Below are 20,115 nucleotides of genomic sequence, written 5' to 3'. Positions count from 1 at the left end.
TTTGAAAAATGGAGATGATCTATTTAATTATTGGGTTTATTGTAGGCGGATTATTAGGAGCCGTAGTTTTATATTTTGCTTTGAAATCGTCAATGGTTTCAAGGAGTTCTTATGATGAATTAAATAATTTACATATTAAAAGTAATTCCGACCTTTCTAATAGTGGGTTAAAAATTCAGGAACTGAGCAAAGAGGTGGAAAAAGAAAAAGAACAAAACCTTCTACACCAGGATCTCCTGAACGATCTGAAAAATGAATTTGCAAAAGTCTCTGCGGAATATTCGTCACTGAATATGCAGTATCAGGAATTGAAGCAGCTTAGCATCAAACAGACTTCTTATATCGATACCCTGGTTTTAGAAAAACAGGATATTTTTGCTAAGAATGCTGAGCTTTCAGCAAAGAATGAGGGACTTCAAAAATCGTTGGATACACAAAAAGAAGAGATAACAAAAATTCAGGAAGAGTCGAAATTGCAGTTTGAAAACCTGGCAAATAAAATATTAGAGGAAAAGACAGAAAAATTCACCACACTGAATCAAAATAACTTAAAAAATATTCTTGATCCTTTCCAGGAAAAAATTGCAGAGCTCAAAAACAAAGTCAATGAAGCCTATGAAAAAGAAAATAAAGAACGTTTCTCTTTAGCAGAAAAAGTAAAAGAACTTGCAGAACTGAATCAGCAAATTTCTGATGATGCTAAAAAATTGACCAGAGCTCTCAAAGGGGAAAGTAAAACCCAGGGAAATTGGGGTGAAATGATTTTGGAAAGTATTCTTGAAAAATCCGGACTTGTAAAAGGGAGAGAATATTTTCTTGAACATGAACTTCGCGATGAAGATAACAACGCTTTGTTTTCCGAATTTTCCGGTAAAAAAATGCGCCCTGATGCTGTTATAAAATATCCTGATGAAAGAAATGTGATTATTGATTCCAAAGTTTCACTCACCGCTTTCACGGATCTTGTAGATGAAACCGATCAGGACGTATATGCCATAAAACTAAGCCAGCATCTGGGATCTATCAAAAACCATATTACACAGCTTAGCCAGAAAGCTTATGACGACTATGGGAAATCATTGGACTTTGTGATGATGTTTATCCCCAGTGAGCCGGCCTATATTGCAGCGATGCAGGCAGACCAGAATCTTTGGAACTATGCTTATGAAAGGAGAATCTTGCTGCTCAATCCAAGCAATCTGATCACTTCTCTGAAGCTCATTGCAGATCTTTGGAAACGTGAATACCAAAACAAAAATTCTTTGGAAATTGCTGAACGGGGAGCGAAACTTTATGATAAGTTTGTAGGTTTTGTGGAGAATCTCGAGAAAGTGGGAAGGAATCTTGATCAGGCTAAAAATGTGTATAACGATGCCTACAAACAGCTTCACACAGGTAATGACAACCTTATCATTCAGACTCAAAAACTTAAATCTCTGGGCATTAAAAACAAAAAAGACCTTCCTCCAAGTCTTATTGATAATAGCAATATCTTAGACCCTGAAAATTAAAAAGCTTAGGGTGAACCTATGCAGGAACGGATACTAAAATTTGATAAAATAACTGATATGTTTTCTTTTGTACCTTATTTATATCCAAGATCAAAATCTGTAAAAGAAATATTGTTTTCCTCTTTGGCAGCTGGAATTCTTGTTTATCTTTTCCTGATTATTTTTCAACCCTTTGGTACAGAAAGTTTTCATCATCCTTACAAATACATTGTCCTTTTCCCTTACACGCTTATTTTTGGATCAGCTTTTTTTATTTCAAACCTTTTTGTTTCCCAATTTAAAGATTGGAATATTGGATATGAGCTCATGAAAATCCTTGTGATCTTATTATTAGGATCTATTTTCTCTTACTTTTACAATACATTATGTATCAGCCATGTAAAACTTAGCTTTGAAAATTATGGCTATATGTTTCTCTACTTTTTAGCAATAGGCATTCCCATTTCTACTATATATATTCTGTCAAGATATATTTATTTAAAAAATATTCCCGAAAATACGGCATTGGATGTGGCTCCGCAGCCCATAAGTAACAGTGAGGCTCCCAAAGAAAAAGTCCTGAAAATTTTGGGTAACAATATCGAACTGGAAGTTACTGAAGAAAATTTCCTGTATGCTCAATCTATGGAAAACTATTGCAATGTCTACTTTTTAGAGGATGGTAAGATAAAGAAACTTTTAATCAGGATAAGCTTATCCAATATCTTAAAACAAGTGGAAACCCATTCCATTAAAAAATGCCATCGCTCCTACATCATCAATCTGGAAAAAGTAAAGGATCTTAAAGGAAATGCGCAGGGTTATAAATTAATTCTTCCGGAAATTGATTTTGAAATTCCGGTTTCCAGAAGTTTTATCTCCAGCATTATTCCCCAATTACAACAGTCTAAAAGGTAAAAACTTGCCATTGGTCACTATTCTTTGACACTCATCACATTAATTTGACACGCATTACTGAATAGTACATTTTTGCTCAAAATAACTGATATGAGTAAAACAATTTGCTTCTTTTCAATCTTCATCCTGGGGTTTATCATCTATTATTTTTTTGATGTATTTTATTTCAAAAATATTCAGCAATTCTCAAAAGAAATATTTTACAGCAAAGCTATTGCCCATATGATGGCTTACACGATTACTTTGATTCCATTAGTCATAACATTAAAGATTTTATTTCCTACAAAGAGTATTCTCAGTCTGCTTTCTCTGGATAAATCCATTACTAAAGGCTTTATATTAGCATTTCTCGGCACTTCACCCATGCTGATAGGCTATGGACTTTATTTTAAAATAAACACTGCGCTCAACATTGAATCCTTATTCATCAATACTATTTCCTCCGCGTTCTTTGAAGAAATCATCTTCAGGGCTTTTCTCATCGGAACATTATACAGATTCACCCGACTCGGATTTTTATCGTCCTTGTTATTCGGATCTTTAGTATTTGCACAGGTTCATTTATATCAAAGTCAGAATTCAATGGAACTCATTGAAATATTTACCATTACATTTCTGGGATCTGTATTTTTTGCCTGGATATATATTGAACAAGGCTTTAATCTATGGTCTGCTATATTTCCCCATTTCTTCATGAATCTGTATTGGGAAATTTTTACTGTTTCGGAAAATGTTGCCGGAAATCTTTATGGAAACCTCTATAAGCTCCTATCCATCTTTCTTATAATAGCCTTCATTGTATATCATAAAAGAAAAAACAAAATACCTTTTCAGATTACGTGGAGAATGCTTTTTTCTAAAAGCACAGAAGTTCAATCATAAATTTTGCATAATTTTGCAATATGTTGATAGAAAGTTTTCAGAACGAAAAAATAAAAAATGTCACTAAGCTCCTTACTGACAATAGATTCCGTAAAAAATCCAAAGTATTTGTTGTGGAAGGACAGCAGGAAAACGAAAGAGCTGTACAATATCATTTTGAACCTTTAGAGTTTTTTATTTGTGAAAATATCTTTAAAGGAAAAACTCCTGATGGAAAAATCCATTATGTAAGTGAAAAAGTATATGAGAAAATAGCATACAGAGGAAGTTCTGAAGGGATTATCGGTATCTACGAGGCTAAAGAAGCCGTTTTATCATCATTTGTTCCGAAAGAAAATTCTACTGTTATCATTGTTGAAGGGGTAGAAAAGCCAGGAAACCTGGGAGCAATCTTAAGAAGTTGTGAAGCATTCGGAATTGATGCACTCATTGTAGCAGACGGAAAAACGGATTTTTATAATCCCAATGTCATCAGATCCAGTGTAGGCTGTCTTTTTGGGATGGAAGTCTATCAGGCTGAAAATGACGAAACGTTGAAATTTCTTCAGCAAAACAAATTCAATATCTACACTACTCTTATGGATGAAAGTGCGGAAGATCTTTATAAAAGAGATTTCAAACAGCGATCTGCTGTTCTATTTGGTACTGAGCATTCCGGGCTGAGTGATTTCTGGATGGGAAAAGGGCAGAATACACTGATTCCTATGGCCGGAAGTATTGACTCTTTAAACCTGAGCAATGCCGTAGCGATTACCTGCTATGAATCATTAAAACAGAAAAAAGGATAAAAGATTCTACTTCCTTAGGTCTTATAGCCTGAAGTACTTTACCTCTGGTTTACCATTGTAGATTACAACGGAAGTAAAAACTAAAGCATAAAAAAACCGTTTCACTGGGTGAAACGGTTCTTTTATTGTTAAGCTTATGCTAGAATTATTTCTTAGCAGCGTCTTTAGCAGCATCTTTAGCAGCGTCAGCAGCACCTTTAGCAGCATCAGCAGCACCTTTAGCAGCGTCAGCAGCTCCTTTAGCAGCATCTTTAGCAACTTCAGCACCAGCAGCAGTAGTAGCAGCAGCAGCATCTTTAGTAGCAGTTACAGCAGTAGTAGCAGCAGAATCAACAACTTTAGCAGCAGAATCAACTACAACAGCAGCAGAATCAGCAGTTACAGCAGCTGAATCAGTAGTACCTTCAGTAGCAGTAGCTTCAGTTTTTTTACAAGCAACTAGAGAGATTGCAGCGATAGCAGCTACGAATAATGACTTTTTCATAATAAATTAAATTTAATTTTGTTAATATTGTTTTATAAAATTTTCTTCTGTTCTGTTATTTGAACAAGACAAAGGTATAGCAGATAGAAAACTTGTTTATGAAAAATAATTGTAATAACTTTGTAAAATAGTTTTACAAAAAAACATAACTGATAATCAACAATTTAATTATTTTTTGAAAAATTGGCAGATTTAGATTTATTACACTTTGAGCAGTTGAAAAAGGATGTTCAGAGTCAATACTTAAAAGAATATACCCCTTCGCATGATGATATTTCAAAGTGGAAGGGTATAGACATTATATATTTCCAGGAAGACCTACGCAAAAAAGCCAAAGGTAACATCAGTGAGAAGTCATTTTACACTTACTTTAAAACTTCACCGGTTACAAAATTACCCAGAATTGATATGCTCAATTTACTGAGTATTTATGCAGGTTACGACTCTTGGTACGAATTCAAAAAGCAGCATCTTTTTGCCGGAGAACTCCTTCAGGAAATTGAAAATTTGGAGGACGAAGATCTTAAAGAATTGGAGAAAACAGTTCAACTAGCTCCGGAGCTACCAAAAACTGAAATTCCTGTTCAAAAAACCGAAATCCAGGCCTCCGAAAACAGTGATTTACAAAAAACAAATACTGACAATCAGCCAGTTAATAAAACAACACCAGTTTCTAAGGACCTAACTCCATCACCGGATTTTCCTAAGAAAAATTTCTTCAAAAAAAATGCCTGGGCTTTTATCACTTCGATATTGATCACAATAACCGGATTGCTGGGATTTAAAGATGTACTTTTTTCAAAAACTTACAAATATTGTTTTATTGACAAGGACCGCAGTGTGAATGTGATTAATACATTAGACATTATGGTGATTAAAGAAAATGAGTCTCCGATCATGTATAAAATAAAACCCGGTGACTGTTTTCTCTATTCCACAAAGGATAAAAACCTGAAAATGCGGATCAGCGCGCCATTCTACGAGCCTCTGGACGTTAACAGAAATCTGGAAAATGCACCTGAAGAGGAAAAAATAGAGCTAAAGCCTGATGATTATAAAATGGCAGCTTATTATTTCTCTATTAAAGATATTAAAGGCGGAAACCCTGAAGAACAGGTAGCCCTTATTAAACAAAAAAGAAATCAGTTAGAAAACCTGATCAGCAACAATGCGGTTATATATCAGGTATATGATAACGACACTTATGGTATAGAAAGGCTGGACAAACAAAAATACATTACCCTGGTGACCACTCCCACTACTTCATTGAAAAACCTTAATGTTATAGAAATGAAAAAGGACAACAACGGTAAGATCATATCTATTAAATTTAAAATCGCATCCACAGATGAAAAAAATAAATAATTTTTTAATTTTTGCAGTGCTTTTTTTAGCAATCATTGCCTGTAACAATAAAAAAACAGAAGTAAGCGATCTCGATAAGCTTAGAAACAGCACCAATGCCAAGAGCTATCCTGCCGTACAAATGGACAGTATGCAGGCGATCAATTCAATCACAAAACAAAAAGTTCAGGAATTAATGGACCTTTCTACGCTCTATTTGTCCGGAAACAGAAACACTGAAATAGATACGGTGATCTATTCCCAGATGCAAAGTTATTTCCACAAGCCAGACTCTTTAACTTTTAAAAGGTTATTCAGGGAACTGGACAGTATGAAGGTAAAATCCATTAAAGTGAATAATCTGAATGTTTATAAAGAATTTTATAAAAAGGATACCCTGGATTATGCCAAATTCAATGTAGAGTATTTCGACAGCAAGAATAAATCTTTAGGGAATTTTGAAAAGAATGCACAGTATATCCTGCTTTCCACACCTAAACTTAAAAAAGAATTTAAGTTTTACTTCCTTGATTTCTATTCTAAACCACTTAAGAAAGACAGCACCTCTGTAGGGGTCACCAAATAATCTAAGGGAATATCATTTTCCCAGACGTCATCAATATATTCATCGGGGTCAAAGTAATTGACTCCGATTTTTTTTGATTCTTTAGGCAGGTTTTGAAAAAAGCCATCATAGAACCCTTTTCCATAGCCTATCCTATTCCCTCTTTTATCACAATACAACAAGGGAGTAATGACAAAATCGAAACGGGTCTCTCCGGAATCTTCATTGGAAACAGGCTCCGGAATTCCCCACGCACTGGTATCAAATACAGTATCTTTAAAGATTTCGATATTGATCAGCTCATCACCCACTACTTTAGGCACATAAACGCGTATATTCTGCTCTAAAAAATAATGAATGAAGATTTGGGTATCTATCTCCTTAAACTTCTCAATTGGAATGAAAATATGCACCTTCTGGCCCGCATATGGTTTAAAGAATATCAAAAAACGGGTGAATATTTTTTCAGATAACAAGAAAGCCTCATCACGTGACAAGGCTTTTCTTTTATGCATATATTTTTTTCTAAGCTCTGCTTTCAGCATAATGGCTATGCATTTTCAGAAGGTTGTAGTATTTTATATAATTTATCAGATAAACGAACTCTAAACGGAAGTTCAAAAGTAATCTGATCTCCTTTTTTAGCCGTTTCACAAGGACCTCCATTTGCATAAATTTCAGTAATTGTAAGCTCCTGTTCTCCGGTGGTAGGCCCGGAAATCAATATTCTATCGCCTATGGAAAGTTCTTTGTTCTCCATTAAAAACTGTCCAATTTTCGACTTTGAATAATAATGTTCTGCTTTTCCAAGCAATACTTTTTTAACCGTAATTTTCTGGCGGATATTCTTTGTTTCAGCTTTTGCTAAAGGCTTATTAGGCAGATCACCAGAATTTTTAAATTTCAGGGCGTCCGACTTTCCTTTTCTGAAAACTTTATTTCCGACCTGTAATCCTTTTCTTAATTTGACCTGTTCCTCCATAGGTAAATGTATTGTTTCCAAACATTCCGTAGAACAACAGTTCTCCATAGCAGCTTTACATTCGTCACACTGAATAAACAATAAATGACAGGCATCGTTAGAACAGTTGGTATGGTTATCACAAGGCTTACCACACTGGTGACACTGCGAAATAATATCGTCTGTAATACGTTCTCCTAAACGGTGGTCAAATACAAAGTTTTTCCCAATGAATTTGCTTTTGATACCTTCTTCTTTAATCTGACGGGTATATTCAATGATTCCACCTTCTAACTGGAAAACATTTTTAAACCCCTGGTGTTTGAAGTAAGCACTGGCTTTTTCACAACGGATCCCACCGGTACAGTACATCAACAGCTTTTTATCTTCTTTAAAATCCTGTAATTGTTCGTTGATAATAGGTAAACTTTCTCTGAAGTTTTCTACATCAGGAGTGATCGCTCCCTCAAAATGCCCTACTTCACTTTCATAGTGATTTCTGAAATCCACTACAATAGTATCAGGATCTTCAAGTAAATCATTGAATTCCTGTGCTTTCAGGTGAATCCCTTTATTGGTCACATCAAAAGAAGCGTCATTCAAACCATCAGCTACAATTTTATGTCTGACTTTTATGGTTAATTTTAAAAAAGAATGGTTGTCCTGGTCTACTGCTACATTCAAACGAATCCCTTTCATGAAGTCATAGACTTCCAGCGTATCCCGAAAAGCCTCAAATTGGTCTGCAGGAACACTCATCTGAGCATTAATTCCTTCATGGGCAACATAAATACGGCCAAGAGCATCAAGGGCATTCCAGGCTATAAATAGTTCGTCGCGAAATTTTTTGGGATCTTCAATGTTGGCATACGCATAGAAAGACAGTGTAAGACGTTCCTTACCAGCTTCATCAATAAGTTGAGCTCTTTCTTCTGCGCTTAAGGTGTTATACAGTTGCATGCTATAAACGTTTTAAGTGAGAAAAATATTTTTGCAAAGATAATGATTTTTCTATAAAGTGTATTGACCAGGGAAAAAGCAACCCTTTAAGAGCTCAGTAATAAAGAATCCCAAATCAATACCTGATCAGGATCTTTCCAATAAATTATCGTATCTTAAGCAGGATTTTTTAGGGATAAACTTACAAAATGTCACATTTTTTTCTTTAATATTTTTTTAAGTTTTGTTAATAGACCATTGAAGATTATGACATAATATATAAAATGACATAATACCCGTTAAATTTTAGTTAAAATTGAAACATAGCATACTAATTGCTTACTTATTTAACATTAAATTTGTTTACTCAAAAACATAAAAAAGAAATTAATTAATAAACAAGAAAGATATACAATGAAGAGTACTTTAAAAAAACTATTACCATTTGCAGTAGTAGGAGTTGTCTCCGGAGCTACTACCGTTGGAGCAATACAATATTTTGGACACAACTCCAACAACGGAGATCAATCTTATTTCACTACATCAGCCTCTAACACTACATTCGCAGGAATGAACACAGGTGCCGTGGGTGATGACTTTGTAAAAGCAGCCAAAACAACAGTTCCGGCTGTAGTTACCATTAAAAATTACCAGAGTAGAACTGCCAGCAGAGCTTCAGAGCAAGATCTGTTTGACTTTTTCTTTGGAGATCCTTTCGGAGGTGGAGGAAGAGGCCAGCAAAGGCAAAAACAACAACAGACTCCAGACAATATGCCTTCAGGAATGGGATCTGGGGTGATCATTTCTCCGGACGGTTATATTATTTCAAACAATCACGTGGTGGCAGGGGCCAACAAACTTGAGGTTGTATTGAGCAATAAAAAAGCCTACATAGCTACTTTAATAGGAACTGACCCTAATACAGATATTTCTTTATTAAAGATTGAAGAGAAAGGACTTCCTTACTTAAACTTTGCCAATTCAGACAATATTGATGTGGGACAATGGGTACTTGCCGTAGGAAATCCGTTGGGATTAAACTCTACCGTAACAGCGGGTATTGTTTCCGCTAAAGGAAGAGGAATCGGTATTTTAGGAAGCCAGGGTAAAGCGGCCAATCCTATTGAAAGTTTTATTCAGACGGATGCAGCCATTAACCCGGGGAATTCCGGAGGTGCATTGGTCAACACAAATGGGGAACTGATCGGTATTAACTCTGCCATTCAATCTACAACAGGATATTATCAGGGATATGGATTTGCTGTACCGGCAAACCTTGCCAGAAAAATTGTTGAGGATATCAAAAAATTCGGAATTGTTCAGAGAGGATTCTTAGGCGTTCAGTCTCTAGACCTTTCCAATGACCAGCAGGTTTTAATGTACAATAAGCAAAACAAAACGGATCTGAAAGCAGGAGCCGGAGTTTATGTTACAGGATTTGGTGAGAACAGTGGTGCAGAAGATGCGGGTCTGAAAAAAGGAGACATCATTACGAAAATAGATAATTATGCCATTACAGATTTTGCTGATCTTTCCATGTCTATCGGAAGCAAACGCCCTGGTGATAAAGTTCAAGTAACGTATACAAGAAATGGTAAAGAAAATACCAGTACCGTAACCCTTAGAGACCAAAAAGGAGGAACTTCTACGAGAACTAAAGCTGACCTTAGTGTTACCGAGAAAATAGGAGCTGAGTTTGATCCGCTTAACGAAAGATTTAAAACTGAATATGGACTAAATAGCGGTGTAGTTGCTAAAAATGTAGCTGAAGGAAGTGAAATGGCTAAGATTGGAATTGTAGACAACTATATCATTATAGAGATCAATGGTAAGCCGGTAAATTCACAGAAAGATGTAGAAAAGGTATTGGATAAATACCAGGGGAATGTTCAGGTGAAGTTTGTAGATGATTACGGAAGAAACTATACCAAAGGATTCAAAATGCCATAATGGAAAACAGACAATAGTCTTTTCATATCAACAAAAAAACGCTGTAGAAATCTGCAGCGTTTTTTTTTATTTATTTGGGTTTATTCATTTTTTCAGCGATCCTTTTTTTCTTATTCCGTTCATAAATGACCTCTACAATCTTACCGCCAATCCAGGAAAATGGAAAAAAAGTAAGGAAGATAGAAATCTTATAGAAGGTAGGATGATAAGGAAATATAATAATATCCAGCATCGCTATAAACAGCATAATAAAGCCTATAAGGATAGCATAAGCTACTTTGGCATATTTAACAATGATTGCTGTGGCAACACCGCCTATCGTCGTTCCCAATCCGGAAACAAATAACAGGAATCCAAAGAAAGCTTTATCATCCTTCATACTGAAAAGGAATCTTTGCCAATGCTCAAACGGAGCAAAAGCCTCAAAAGTAACCCATTGCGGAAATGCCCTTATACCAAGAGTAATAATAAGTCCGGTTATCCCAAGACCTACCAGCACCGCAATTGTATTTCTTATAAAATTCATTAATCCTGATGTGCAATCATAGAAATTTCAATATCCACATTTTTAGGCAGACAAGAAACCTGTACCGTTTCACGTGCCGGAAAGCTTTCTGCATCTAAATAAGAAGCGTAAATATCATTCATTACCGCAAAATCATCCATATTCTTAAGGAAGATTGTAGCCTTTACAACATTTTTGAAAGTCATTCCTGCTTCAGTAAGAATCGCTTCAAGGTTCTTCATTACCTGATGAGTTTCTTTTTCAATTCCTTCTACCAGTTTACCAGTTGCAGGATCTACAGGAATCTGTCCGGAGATATACAATACTCCATTTGCCATATTAGCTTGTGAATAAGGCCCGATTGCCGCAGGTGCATTAACTGTGTTTATGATTTGTTTCATAAGTGGATATTTAATTTTTTTAAAGGTCACATGCAATCACCATCTGCTGTATTTACTTGTTTGAAAATTCTGCCAATAGTAATTCCATTAGAATATATTTTGGTTGCAAATATAAAATTTATATTCTCAAATGCCAATCTGATATTAGAAAGGTGCATTAGGCTGAGTAAAACTTCTGTCTTTATACTTCAGAGCATCGCTTAAGATATTGGCTTTTATCCCAATAAAGAAGTCGTATACCTTATACTGTCCGAAAGGAACCCAGTTGAAGTTAATTGTAAAACTTCGCTGATCCCTTGAGAATCCAATTCTTGTATATGCCAGCTCTTTAGTAACCATATCATAATGCGTACTTCCGTTGATATTCCAGTAAGGCGTCAGCTTAATACTACCATCCAATCCTATGGATGCAATTTTACTTCCAAACCTGTTGAGTCCTTTTGAATAAGCATAGTTGGCATTAACATTCAAAGTCCATGCCTGATCAAAATGAGCATAATTATCATCATCAAAATAATAATTTTCATTCCGGACTTCTCCTTTGGAAGAATACTTTTTAGCATAATCGGTTTTCTCACCAAAAATTTCACTGCTTAAAGGATAAGACAATTGGATATTGAAACCCTGTACACTAAAATGTCCGAATTCTTCCGTTCTGATTCCCGTGTCCTGTCCCGGAACAAATGCAATTCTATACGGATCAAGGGTAAGACTTGTATTAACGGTAAGTTTACTGTTGAAGAAAGAAGATTGTCCATTGATGGATAAGATAGACCACGGGTGATCTTTGGCAGCAAAGTTATAACTTCCTGAAAGGTTTAAAGATTCAAAAATCTTAAGTTTCTTTACTCCCGTAGAATCTTTCTTAGACTTTACTTTCATCTCAATATTGTTCCCTACATTAAACCCTAAAGCACCTACCATTCCACTGGAAGGACTTCCTACAATTCCCTTTTCAAAGATAGAATAAGGAGTAATTGCACCGGTTGCATTATAGTAGTTTTTGTAATATCCAAAGTTTGGACTTGAAAAATCCGGAGAATAGGTAAACCCGATACTTGGGGTCATCATATGCCTGATAGCTTCCACCGAAGATCCTTTTTTAAACTTAAGCATTCCATATAGCGTAGTCTGAAGACTGGCAGTCGTAGAGAATGTAGAATATCCTGCAAAGTTCTTATTGATTTCATCTACAGTAACATTCTTTATCGGATCATAGTATCTGTTCAATGATTTTGTCGTCAAGGCATTATCTATGTTGGCACTTAAACTGAATGTAAAATATTTAGCTAACGTGGTATTTGTTGCCAGCGCAATATTGTTTTTAAGTCCGGTCTGCATTTTATCCCACATAGCCTTTGTAAACAATTCGTTTTCCTGTGTGTTCACAAAATTCGTAAGGTTAAACCCTGTGTTTACCGTAATATTTTCAAGAAGCCCCTGTCGTACTCCTGTTTTTGATTTAAATAAATAAAACTGGTTTATGGCAACGTTCATTTGTGGAAGACGAAGATCAGCCAACCCAGTTGCAAAGTTTTGAGAATAAGATGCCGTTCCGGTGATGGTTACCGGAAGCTTCAGAAACCTCTTGGTAAGAGTTACCGTAGAGTTCTGCTGGGTATTCAGTACATTTTGGTTGAAAATATAGTTGTTATTCAGCGGGTTATTGTAAAACTTTGTACTTACAATATCCACTGATGCACTGAATGTAAGAAAAGGATTAGATTTTGCATCCTGTGAATGGGTCCAGTTGATTCTATAAGTACTATTCTTGTTATAATCATCCAAGCCCTTAATTCCTCTTACCATTGTCCCAATATCTGCATTAAAGCTACCCGAATACTTGTATTTCTTCTGATAATTCATCTGTGGACGCAGGTTCCAGCTTCCTTTTGTATACACATCGGCAAGCACTTTAAGATCAAAATGTTCTCCAATAGGCTGATAGTATCCAATCCCGTTAAGGAAGAATCCTACATCTTCTCTTTCTCCAAAACTCGGAATCAGAATACCGGCTGCTCTTTTATCCGAAAACGGAAGGATAGCAAAAGGCATAATAAGAGGGGTAGGTACGCGCTCAATATACATCTGAATCGGTCCGGTTACAATCTGAGATTTGTTCTTTGTTTTAATCAGCTTAATATTGGAGGCCCGCATAAAGTAATCTGCGGCAGTATCTTTTTTCTTAATAAAATAATCATCGGTAGTATAATCTGCTCTTTTCATGGCAAATACCGAGTCATTGTATTTTTTTGTTTTTTGAGCTATAATTACCCCTTCACTTTCTTCAGTTCTGGCATTGTAGGCGATTGCCTGTTTGGTTTTGGTGTTATAGCTGAATTCGTTGGTTTCATACTTTTTTCCACCCTGCATAGTAATTACAGGTTCAACAATCTTTCCTAAAGAATCTTGTTTTCCGCGGGCATAAATCAGATTTTTATTATCATCTATTGAAATATAATCTGCATCAATCTGCATATCCTGATAGATCACCTGGGCATTTTTATTAAGAAAAGTCATCTTTTTAGGGATGTCTCTTCTCTGATCTTCTGCTTTTGTGCGAAGAATATCATCTAAAGATTCTTTTTTTACAACTATGGTATCCTTTTTGGAAATAGTATCATTAACCACATTTTTAGGCAATTTTTCAGGCGTTTTTTGTGCTAAAAAATTGTTAAAAATTAGGATAATTAAAATTTGTAATATATTTTTGAAGACGGTTTTGGCCAATTTTATTCTATATAATTAAGGCCCAAAATTAATATAATTTTTATAACTGTAAGATGCACAAACAAAATTTTAAAATAATTTTATCATTTCTCCTTATTCTAATCAGTAACCTTATTTTAGCTCAAAAGAAGTTTACAATCGTTCTGGACGCAGGACACGGAGGAAGTGATCATGGGGCAAACAGGTCCTATTCTGACATTGGAAGAGTCGCAGAAAAAGATGTTACCCTTGCCATTACCTTAAGATTGGGCGCAATGCTTGAAAAAAACAGAGATTTTAAAGTAATCTACACCCGTAAGATTGATGAATACCCATCTTTATCCGACAGAACCAACTTAGCTAACAGAAGCAAGGCGGATTTATTTGTATCGATTCACTGTAACTCTTCACAGAGACCTACAGCCTACGGTACAGAAACTTATGTACAGGGACCCAACCAAAATAACGAAAACCTTGAAGTTGCCAAAAGAGAAAACGATGTGATTTTTCTGGATGAAAAAGATAAGCAGATCTTCGGTTCTTATAACGCCGATTCTCCGGAGTCTTTAATCGCACTGAAACTTCAGCAAAGTAAATATCTGGAATCCAGTCTTCTTTTAGGTGGATTGGTAGAAGACAACTTTGTGAATAAAGACAAAAGATCTTCCAGAGGGGTTTTCCAGAAAAACCTACACGTACTGCGTATGAATGCCATGCCTTCTGTATTGATAGAAACCGGATTTATCAATCACCCGGAAGAAAGCCACTATATAGCCTCCGAAAAGGGACAGGCTGAGATAGCAGAAAGTATTTACAATGCTATTATTGACTATAAAAAAGCGATCGACAGAAAAACAGGAGGTTCATTTACCATTAAAAAACAGGAACCTGAAAAACCGGCGGAAACACCGTTGAAAAATGATTTCAGGATATTACTGATGAGTTCTCCTACCAAATACAATGAGGGAGACCCTGCCCTAAAAGGATTAAGCTATATCCTTACCATTAAAGAAAATGGCCAGTACAAATACTATTATGCCGTCACTAATATGGCTTCTGTAAAAGATATTAACCTGAAATCTGCCAAGGATGCAGGATTTAGAAATGCCTTTGCCGTAGGGTTCATGCCTAACCAAAAAATAAGCATGGGTTACTATACCATAGAGCTGTATGCCGGCGATAAACTGAACGGAAATTCTTATATTCTTCAGAACCTAAAAGATGTGGAAAGAGAGAAAGATAGCGGTGTTTTCTATTATACCTATGGAAAAGTGGCTACTTTGGAGGAAGCAGTGAAGCTTCAGAAAGAACTTGAGAACAAAGGAATTAAGAATACCGTGATACAAAAAGTATATAAATAATTAAAAAATAATTTTGAAGTTAAAAAGTTAATCATTACTTTTGCAACCTCAAAATTTGGCCTATTCGTCTAGTGGTTAGGACTCAAGATTTTCATTCTTGCAACAGGGGTTCGATTCCCCTATAGGCTACCAAATTTGATATCATGCCGGATTTAAAAATACAAGAAGCGAAATTGCTTTTTAATAAAATCCACTCTAACCCAAAAAGTTATGATTTACAAATCAATGAAGACGGGATTACAGGCAGGGATGATAAAATAAGTTTCAGGCTTTACAGGACAGGAGAAAGGGTTGCTTTTGAAGTGACAATAGACGAACTTACTTTCACCAATACTACTGGGGAATGGAACAATGCGATGATTATGTTGGGAAACACAATCAAAAAAATAGAAAAGGAACAAGAAAATTTAAAAATAGAACAAGCAATAAATAAACTTAAAAAGTACCTTTCGGAAGAAAATTAAAAATTTTATAAAATAAATTTGGTAGTTAAAAAAAAAGTTTATAGTTTTGCACTCACATTTGAACGATATGGCAAATCATAAATCAGCACTAAAGAGAATTAGACAAAACGAAACTAGAAAACTTCGTAACAGATATTACCACAAGACTGCTAGAACAGCGCTTAAAAGCTTGAGAAATGAAGAGAATAAAGCTGCTGCAACGGAACAACTGCCAAAGGTTATCGCTTTATTGGATAAATTAGCTAAGAAAAATATTATCCACAAAAACAAAGCGGCTAACTTGAAAAGCAAATTGACAAAGCACGTTAATAAATTAGCGTAATAATATAGTAGGCCCGTTCGTCTATCGGTTAGGACCTCAGATTTTCATTCTGGTAAGAGGGGTTCGATTCCCCTACGGGCTACAAACTAAGAGTTGACACTTATAAAAACAAAAACTAACACATTACTTCGGTAATGGAAGATAGAGGGCCCGTTCGTCTATCGGTTAGGACCTCAGATTTTCATTCTGGTAAGAGGGGTTCGATTCCCCTACGGGCTACAAAGAGAAGACTTAATAAAAGTCTTCTCTTTTTGCTTTGGCACCTATCCTATCCATCCAAGATTAACTTTCGCTAAAAAGCGGGACAACTCTTTATACTGATCTATTCTCCTATTAAATGATCACCTCTATCAATCCAACCAATGGATTCCCTTTTTAACAGAAAGGTCTGTTCTTACTCTTTCAGTATCATCACAAACTTCTACACTCCCCCAGCTCTTCGTTCTTCAAGAAGACATCCTCTTCACTCTGTTTCCAGGAGATTATATTCCTCCAATATTAAATATTATTAAAAATATCACCATAAATGGAAATATTATTTCTTACTATTCTTTTTAATCGTTAAATTCGCGTAAACTTTTAATTTAAAAACCAATCACATGAAATTTACTTTACTATCTGAAAGCCGATTCTCATTTAAAACGGCTTTAGTAGCTTTATTCCTGATTTCAGCAAATACTTTATCCTTTGGACAAAACAGAATTTATGCTCACGCACAGAGCTCCGGTGTTTTTGGAGTAGCATGTTTAGGCTGTCGTGTAGAAAATGCTCAAAATGCAATTGGAGATAATGAAGATGATTATTCTACAATGACACTGGGTACTGCATTATTAGGAGGAATCCAGCAAACTTTAATTTTCCCTGATCTTAGGGCAGACACAAGACTCGTTGTAGGTATAGGAACAGATAATATTCCTTTATCGGTACAATTACTAAGTGGAGTAACCCTGGAAACCATGAATGGAGGAACTTCAAATGAAGACCGCAGAACGATAGACATAAGTCTTCTTAAACTGGGAGCAACTCCTAACAGGGGAACTGTAGAATTCAAACCGACAAAAGCTTATGACGGTATCCGAATAGGATTAACCGGCGGTGTACTTAGTCTGGGTGGTGGATTCAGAATATATTACGCTTACCAGGACCCGTTGATCAGCCTGATGGCCAATAGTCAGGACGGAAGAGTTACCCTTGATGGAAATATCGCACTGGAAGGTTCAGAGGTTGCCCTAACCAATACCTCAGGGAAAGAAGTATACCGTTCCAAACTGAAGTCAAAAACTTTTGAATCCGGACAACCCGGAGGAGTATATATCATGACTCTACAAACAAAAGACGGGAAAACCTATTCCAAGAAAATAATGATTAAATAGAAATACTTTTAATACTTCAATCCGGCCGGGCAAAATCCAGCCGGATTTTTCATTATATAAAGGTTTAAATTCATTAAATAAAAAACAACCATTTACATTTATATAAACAAATTATTACATAATCACCACAATATTAAATAAATTTGCTAACATAATAATTTTATTTATAAATTTACACAAAACTAAAAATCAAAATTTTCATATATGAAAACTAATTTATTATTGAGACAACGTGCTATCAAAGCAGCCTTGTCTGCATCATTTTTGTTCCTGATGAATTCTATGTCTACTGCACAAATCGTTAAAACGTATGCGAGCAGCCAAACCAATTCGGTTACCGGAATCTGCATAGGATGCGGTGTAGTGAACCCACTGAACGCAATAGGAAGCAATGAGAACGATTATTCCACTTTACAGGTTTCAATAGGCTTATTGGCAAGGACGGAACAGACCCTGATCTTTCCTACCTCCAATATTGCCAACAATACGAATAAGCTTGTAATCGGAATCGGTTCGAATGGTACTCCGCTATCCGCTCAGGCATTGGGAGGTGTATCTATTGAGACATTTAATGGAAATGTATCTAATAATGACTATCAAAATATCAACAATGATATTCTTCAACTTGGAAGTGCAGACCCAAGCAAAGGTGAAATTGAACTTACAATGAATATTCCTTTTGACCGTGTCAAAATCAACGTAAATTCAGGATTATTGAGTCTGGGTGGCGAACTTCGTGTTTATTATACATACCAATACAAAGATCCTTTTATCAATTTAATGGCCCATACGGAAGGAGGTCAGGTGACACTTGATAAAAAACTTCCATTAGAAGGTTCGGAAATCACTTTAACCAATACTTCAGGAAAAGAAGTCTACCATTCTAAACTGACTTCCAATACCTTTGAATCAAAACAGCCACAAGGTCTGTATATTATGACTTTGAAAACGAAGGCAGGAAAAACCTATACTCAAAAAATTATGATGAAGTAAAAAGCATCTGATACATACACTACGGCAAGCTTTTCAAGCTTGCCGTTTTATTTTAATGAATACTTAAAAATTCAATTGCTATGATTAAATAAAATTTAAAATAACTATCATCCAAAATTCCAAAATATGAAAACAAACTTATTAACAGATTTCCGTGTAATGAAATCAGTATTGTCACTCATATTACTGTTCGTGATAAATACATGGTCTTTTGCACAAACTAAAACCTATGTCAACAATCAAAATTCACAAATCTATGGAGTATGCTTAGGCTGCTCCGTCCAGAATCCACAAAACGCCGTCGGTTCCAATGAAAATGACTATTCTCTGATGCAAATTCCATTGGGTGCTATTGCCAGAATTGAGCAGACATTAATCTTTCCGGCAACCACAAAACTGAATAAAGTGATCATCGGTATCGGAACAGGCCAAGCTTCTTTATCCGTACAGTTGCTTGGTGGGGTTGCTATAGAAACATTTAACGGAAATGTTTCAAACAATGATTATAAGATCGTCAACAGTGAACTCCTCAAAATAGGTATATCAAATCCAAGTAAAGGAACAATAGAATTTATTGCCACCAAACCCTATGATCGCGTAAGAGTAACTTTAAACAGTGGTCTCCTTAACCTGAATAGCGGACTCAGTATATATTATGCCTATCATATACCGGATGGCTGTACATTTCCTGCTTTTGATCCATTGCATTATTATCCTTTCAATGGTAACACCAATGATATCATTTCAGGAACCCATATAATCAGCACAACAAATCCTCCATCATTCAATACTATGATATGTCACCAGGGAATTAGTGCTTCAGGGACATCCGCCAACAGTCTCAAGGCTAGCTTATCACCTAACTTAAAAGCCGCCTATACCATTGCATTTTGGGCAAAAACGGAACAAAAACAGCCCAATCTGTCATCACCCTCTCTCACAATTGATGCATTTGCTATGAGATTCCGTATAAGAAATGATAGTATAGTTCTGGGCATTACCCCTCCTAATTTTGGTTTAGAACCCCCTATGGAGGAACGCAGTAGCGTTAACACATCTGCTGAATTCCATCACTATATTCTTAATAGTGAAAATAACAGAACAATTCTATATAAGGATGGCAGCATTGTTACGGATAACTACCACGTTAACCCTATTATGATTGATCTCAGCCAAATGCAAGCCATAACTAATTTAATAGACGGGTCTGTTATAATTTACCTCGATCGTGCACAGATCGATGAATTTATCGTCTACAATAAAACGCTTACCCATGAAGAAAGTCAGGCACTTTACAACTCATATGACAGGCCCATGATCAACCCATCAGGTCTTTATTCAGATCATAAAATCTTAAAAAACATTCCAATAAATGAAGATTTCACTGTTTCTCCAAATCCCACTACCGGGCAGATTAGTATAGATGGAAATATTCTTCTATTAGATTCTGATATCTTCATAACTAATGTATCAGGAAAAGAAGTGTATCGTTCCAAATATAAATCTAAAACATTCGATCTGCCTTCTACTCTACCGGGAGGAGTTTATATGCTTACCCTACAAACGAAAGACAAAAAAGTCTATTCCCGAAAGATTATTCTTACCCGATAAAAAACAACAATATTTACTAACACAAAAGCCCCGGCCAAAAATTGGCCGGGGCTAA

19 protein-coding genes and 3 tRNA genes are annotated in these 20,115 nt (G+C 35.7%); 16 read left to right on the top strand and 6 right to left on the bottom strand.

The genetic code is table 11. The features are described 5' to 3' along the window. Positions 1–8: 8 nt before the first annotated feature. The 4 genes from rmuC (at position 9) to B8967_RS14400 (ending at position 4,078) form a co-directional block, all read left to right on the top strand. Positions 9–1,511, top strand: coding sequence for a DNA recombination protein RmuC (gene rmuC / locus B8967_RS14415; protein WP_084086561.1), 1,503 nt, complete (start codon positions 9–11; stop codon positions 1,509–1,511). Between the two features lie 57 nt (positions 1,512–1,568). Further along, on the top strand, positions 1,569–2,408 hold the full coding sequence (locus B8967_RS14410; protein ID WP_179140066.1) for a LytTR family DNA-binding domain-containing protein: 840 nt from the start codon (positions 1,569–1,571) through the stop codon (positions 2,406–2,408). A gap of 90 nt (positions 2,409–2,498) precedes the next feature. Further along, on the top strand, positions 2,499–3,290 hold the full coding sequence (locus B8967_RS14405) for a CPBP family intramembrane glutamic endopeptidase (RefSeq protein WP_084086559.1): 792 nt from the start codon (positions 2,499–2,501) through the stop codon (positions 3,288–3,290). A gap of 20 nt (positions 3,291–3,310) precedes the next feature. Further along, entirely contained in the window at positions 3,311–4,078 is a 768-nt protein-coding gene (locus tag B8967_RS14400; protein WP_047491333.1) for a TrmH family RNA methyltransferase, read from the top strand. Positions 4,079–4,223: 145 nt separating this feature from the next. Here the strand turns inward: B8967_RS14400 and B8967_RS14395 are convergent, their stop codons facing one another. Further along, complete coding sequence (locus B8967_RS14395; protein WP_047491330.1) at positions 4,224–4,562, bottom strand: hypothetical protein; 339 nt, start codon at positions 4,560–4,562, stop codon at positions 4,224–4,226. Positions 4,563–4,745: 183 nt separating this feature from the next. On the opposite strand from B8967_RS14395, the gene B8967_RS14390 reads away from it, so the two are divergent. Both B8967_RS14390 and B8967_RS14385 read left to right on the top strand, forming a co-directional pair. Beyond that, positions 4,746–5,927, top strand: a complete 1,182-nt coding sequence (locus B8967_RS14390; protein ID WP_084086558.1) for a hypothetical protein — start codon at positions 4,746–4,748, stop codon at positions 5,925–5,927. Continuing rightward, complete coding sequence (locus tag B8967_RS14385; RefSeq protein ID WP_047491324.1) at positions 5,911–6,492, top strand: hypothetical protein; 582 nt, start codon at positions 5,911–5,913, stop codon at positions 6,490–6,492. The genes B8967_RS14390 and B8967_RS14385 overlap by 17 nt, the downstream gene beginning before the upstream one ends. Here the strand turns inward: B8967_RS14385 and B8967_RS14380 are convergent. Continuing rightward, on the bottom strand, positions 6,441–6,986 hold the full coding sequence (locus B8967_RS14380) for a 5-formyltetrahydrofolate cyclo-ligase (RefSeq protein WP_317043867.1): 546 nt from the start codon (positions 6,984–6,986) through the stop codon (positions 6,441–6,443). The genes B8967_RS14385 and B8967_RS14380 overlap by 52 nt on opposite strands. Positions 6,987–7,021: 35 nt before the next feature. Further along, positions 7,022–8,392, bottom strand: a complete 1,371-nt coding sequence (locus B8967_RS14375) for an oxygen-dependent tRNA uridine(34) hydroxylase TrhO (protein ID WP_084086556.1) — start codon at positions 8,390–8,392, stop codon at positions 7,022–7,024. 393 nt (positions 8,393–8,785) lie between these two features. Between B8967_RS14375 and B8967_RS14370 the strand changes: the two genes are divergently transcribed. Next, positions 8,786–10,321 carry a trypsin-like peptidase domain-containing protein gene (locus tag B8967_RS14370; protein WP_047491316.1) on the top strand — a complete coding sequence of 512 codons (1,536 nt, stop codon included), beginning with the start codon at positions 8,786–8,788 and terminating at the stop codon, positions 10,319–10,321. Positions 10,322–10,391: 70 nt separating this feature from the next. On the opposite strand, the gene B8967_RS14365 is transcribed toward B8967_RS14370, so the two are convergent. The 3 genes from B8967_RS14365 to B8967_RS14355 form a co-directional block, all read right to left on the bottom strand. Next, entirely contained in the window at positions 10,392–10,847 is a 456-nt protein-coding gene (locus tag B8967_RS14365) for a hypothetical protein (RefSeq protein WP_047491313.1), read from the bottom strand. Beyond that, the gene (locus tag B8967_RS14360) at positions 10,847–11,227 is read right to left on the bottom strand and encodes a RidA family protein (protein WP_047491629.1); all 381 of its coding nucleotides are present in this window, start codon (positions 11,225–11,227) and stop codon (positions 10,847–10,849) included. The genes B8967_RS14365 and B8967_RS14360 overlap by 1 nt, the downstream gene beginning before the upstream one ends. Before the next feature lie 144 nt (positions 11,228–11,371). Further along, complete coding sequence (locus B8967_RS14355; RefSeq protein WP_047491310.1) at positions 11,372–13,957, bottom strand: putative LPS assembly protein LptD; 2,586 nt, start codon at positions 13,955–13,957, stop codon at positions 11,372–11,374. Between the two features lie 53 nt (positions 13,958–14,010). Here B8967_RS14355 and B8967_RS14350 point away from each other — a divergent pair, with 53 nt between their 5' ends. The 9 genes from B8967_RS14350 (at position 14,011) to B8967_RS14310 (ending at position 20,060) form a co-directional block, all read left to right on the top strand. Further along, positions 14,011–15,297: an N-acetylmuramoyl-L-alanine amidase family protein gene (locus B8967_RS14350; protein WP_052188676.1), complete on the top strand. Its 1,287-nt coding sequence runs from the start codon at positions 14,011–14,013 to the stop codon at positions 15,295–15,297. 57 nt (positions 15,298–15,354) lie between these two features. Further along, positions 15,355–15,429, top strand: a tRNA-Glu gene (locus B8967_RS14345). A gap of 11 nt (positions 15,430–15,440) precedes the next feature. Beyond that, positions 15,441–15,761: a hypothetical protein gene (locus B8967_RS14340; RefSeq protein WP_047491306.1), complete on the top strand. Its 321-nt coding sequence runs from the start codon at positions 15,441–15,443 to the stop codon at positions 15,759–15,761. 67 nt (positions 15,762–15,828) lie between these two features. Beyond that, the gene (gene rpsT, locus B8967_RS14335; protein WP_047491303.1) at positions 15,829–16,083 is read left to right on the top strand and encodes a 30S ribosomal protein S20; all 255 of its coding nucleotides are present in this window, start codon (positions 15,829–15,831) and stop codon (positions 16,081–16,083) included. Between the two features lie 10 nt (positions 16,084–16,093). Then, a tRNA-Glu gene (locus B8967_RS14330) sits at positions 16,094–16,165 on the top strand. A 65-nt stretch (positions 16,166–16,230) separates the two neighbouring features. Next, positions 16,231–16,302 (top strand) — tRNA-Glu (locus B8967_RS14325). Between the two features lie 380 nt (positions 16,303–16,682). Further along, complete coding sequence (locus B8967_RS14320) at positions 16,683–17,456, top strand: T9SS type A sorting domain-containing protein (RefSeq protein WP_084086555.1); 774 nt, start codon at positions 16,683–16,685, stop codon at positions 17,454–17,456. A 204-nt stretch (positions 17,457–17,660) separates the two neighbouring features. Then, positions 17,661–18,449, top strand: a complete 789-nt coding sequence (locus B8967_RS14315) for a T9SS type A sorting domain-containing protein (RefSeq protein WP_084086554.1) — start codon at positions 17,661–17,663, stop codon at positions 18,447–18,449. A 126-nt stretch (positions 18,450–18,575) separates the two neighbouring features. Then, a complete protein-coding gene (locus B8967_RS14310) occupies positions 18,576–20,060 on the top strand; it encodes a T9SS type A sorting domain-containing protein (protein WP_084086553.1) in 1,485 nt (494 codons plus the stop codon). Positions 20,061–20,115 lie beyond the last annotated feature (55 nt).

The sequence above is a fragment of the Chryseobacterium sp. YR221 genome (assembly GCF_900176315.1).
Lineage (GTDB): Bacteria > Bacteroidota > Bacteroidia > Flavobacteriales > Weeksellaceae > Chryseobacterium > Chryseobacterium rhizosphaerae.
The sequence above is the reverse complement of the archived record's forward strand: the minus strand, read 5'-3'. Positions and strand labels throughout refer to the sequence as shown.

Coding starts and splice junctions, on each gene's coding strand:
- B8967_RS14380 (WP_317043867.1), bottom strand. CDS start 6,986: ATGCATAAAAGAAAAGCCTTGTCACGTGATGAGGCTTTCTTGTTATCT.
- B8967_RS14365 (WP_047491313.1), bottom strand. CDS start 10,847: ATGAATTTTATAAGAAATACAATTGCGGTGCTGGTAGGTCTTGGGATA.
- B8967_RS14360 (WP_047491629.1), bottom strand. CDS start 11,227: ATGAAACAAATCATAAACACAGTTAATGCACCTGCGGCAATCGGGCCT.
- B8967_RS14375 (WP_084086556.1), bottom strand. CDS start 8,392: ATGCAACTGTATAACACCTTAAGCGCAGAAGAAAGAGCTCAACTTATT.
- B8967_RS14340 (WP_047491306.1), top strand. CDS start 15,441: ATGCCGGATTTAAAAATACAAGAAGCGAAATTGCTTTTTAATAAAATC.
- B8967_RS14310 (WP_084086553.1), top strand. CDS start 18,576: ATGAAAACAAACTTATTAACAGATTTCCGTGTAATGAAATCAGTATTG.
- B8967_RS14350 (WP_052188676.1), top strand. CDS start 14,011: ATGCACAAACAAAATTTTAAAATAATTTTATCATTTCTCCTTATTCTA.
- B8967_RS14315 (WP_084086554.1), top strand. CDS start 17,661: ATGAAAACTAATTTATTATTGAGACAACGTGCTATCAAAGCAGCCTTG.
- rmuC (WP_084086561.1), top strand. CDS start 9: ATGGAGATGATCTATTTAATTATTGGGTTTATTGTAGGCGGATTATTA.
- B8967_RS14385 (WP_047491324.1), top strand. CDS start 5,911: ATGAAAAAAATAAATAATTTTTTAATTTTTGCAGTGCTTTTTTTAGCA.
- B8967_RS14400 (WP_047491333.1), top strand. CDS start 3,311: ATGTTGATAGAAAGTTTTCAGAACGAAAAAATAAAAAATGTCACTAAG.
- B8967_RS14405 (WP_084086559.1), top strand. CDS start 2,499: ATGAGTAAAACAATTTGCTTCTTTTCAATCTTCATCCTGGGGTTTATC.
- B8967_RS14410 (WP_179140066.1), top strand. CDS start 1,569: ATGTTTTCTTTTGTACCTTATTTATATCCAAGATCAAAATCTGTAAAA.
- rpsT (WP_047491303.1), top strand. CDS start 15,829: ATGGCAAATCATAAATCAGCACTAAAGAGAATTAGACAAAACGAAACT.
- B8967_RS14395 (WP_047491330.1), bottom strand. CDS start 4,562: ATGAAAAAGTCATTATTCGTAGCTGCTATCGCTGCAATCTCTCTAGTT.
- B8967_RS14370 (WP_047491316.1), top strand. CDS start 8,786: ATGAAGAGTACTTTAAAAAAACTATTACCATTTGCAGTAGTAGGAGTT.
- B8967_RS14320 (WP_084086555.1), top strand. CDS start 16,683: ATGAAATTTACTTTACTATCTGAAAGCCGATTCTCATTTAAAACGGCT.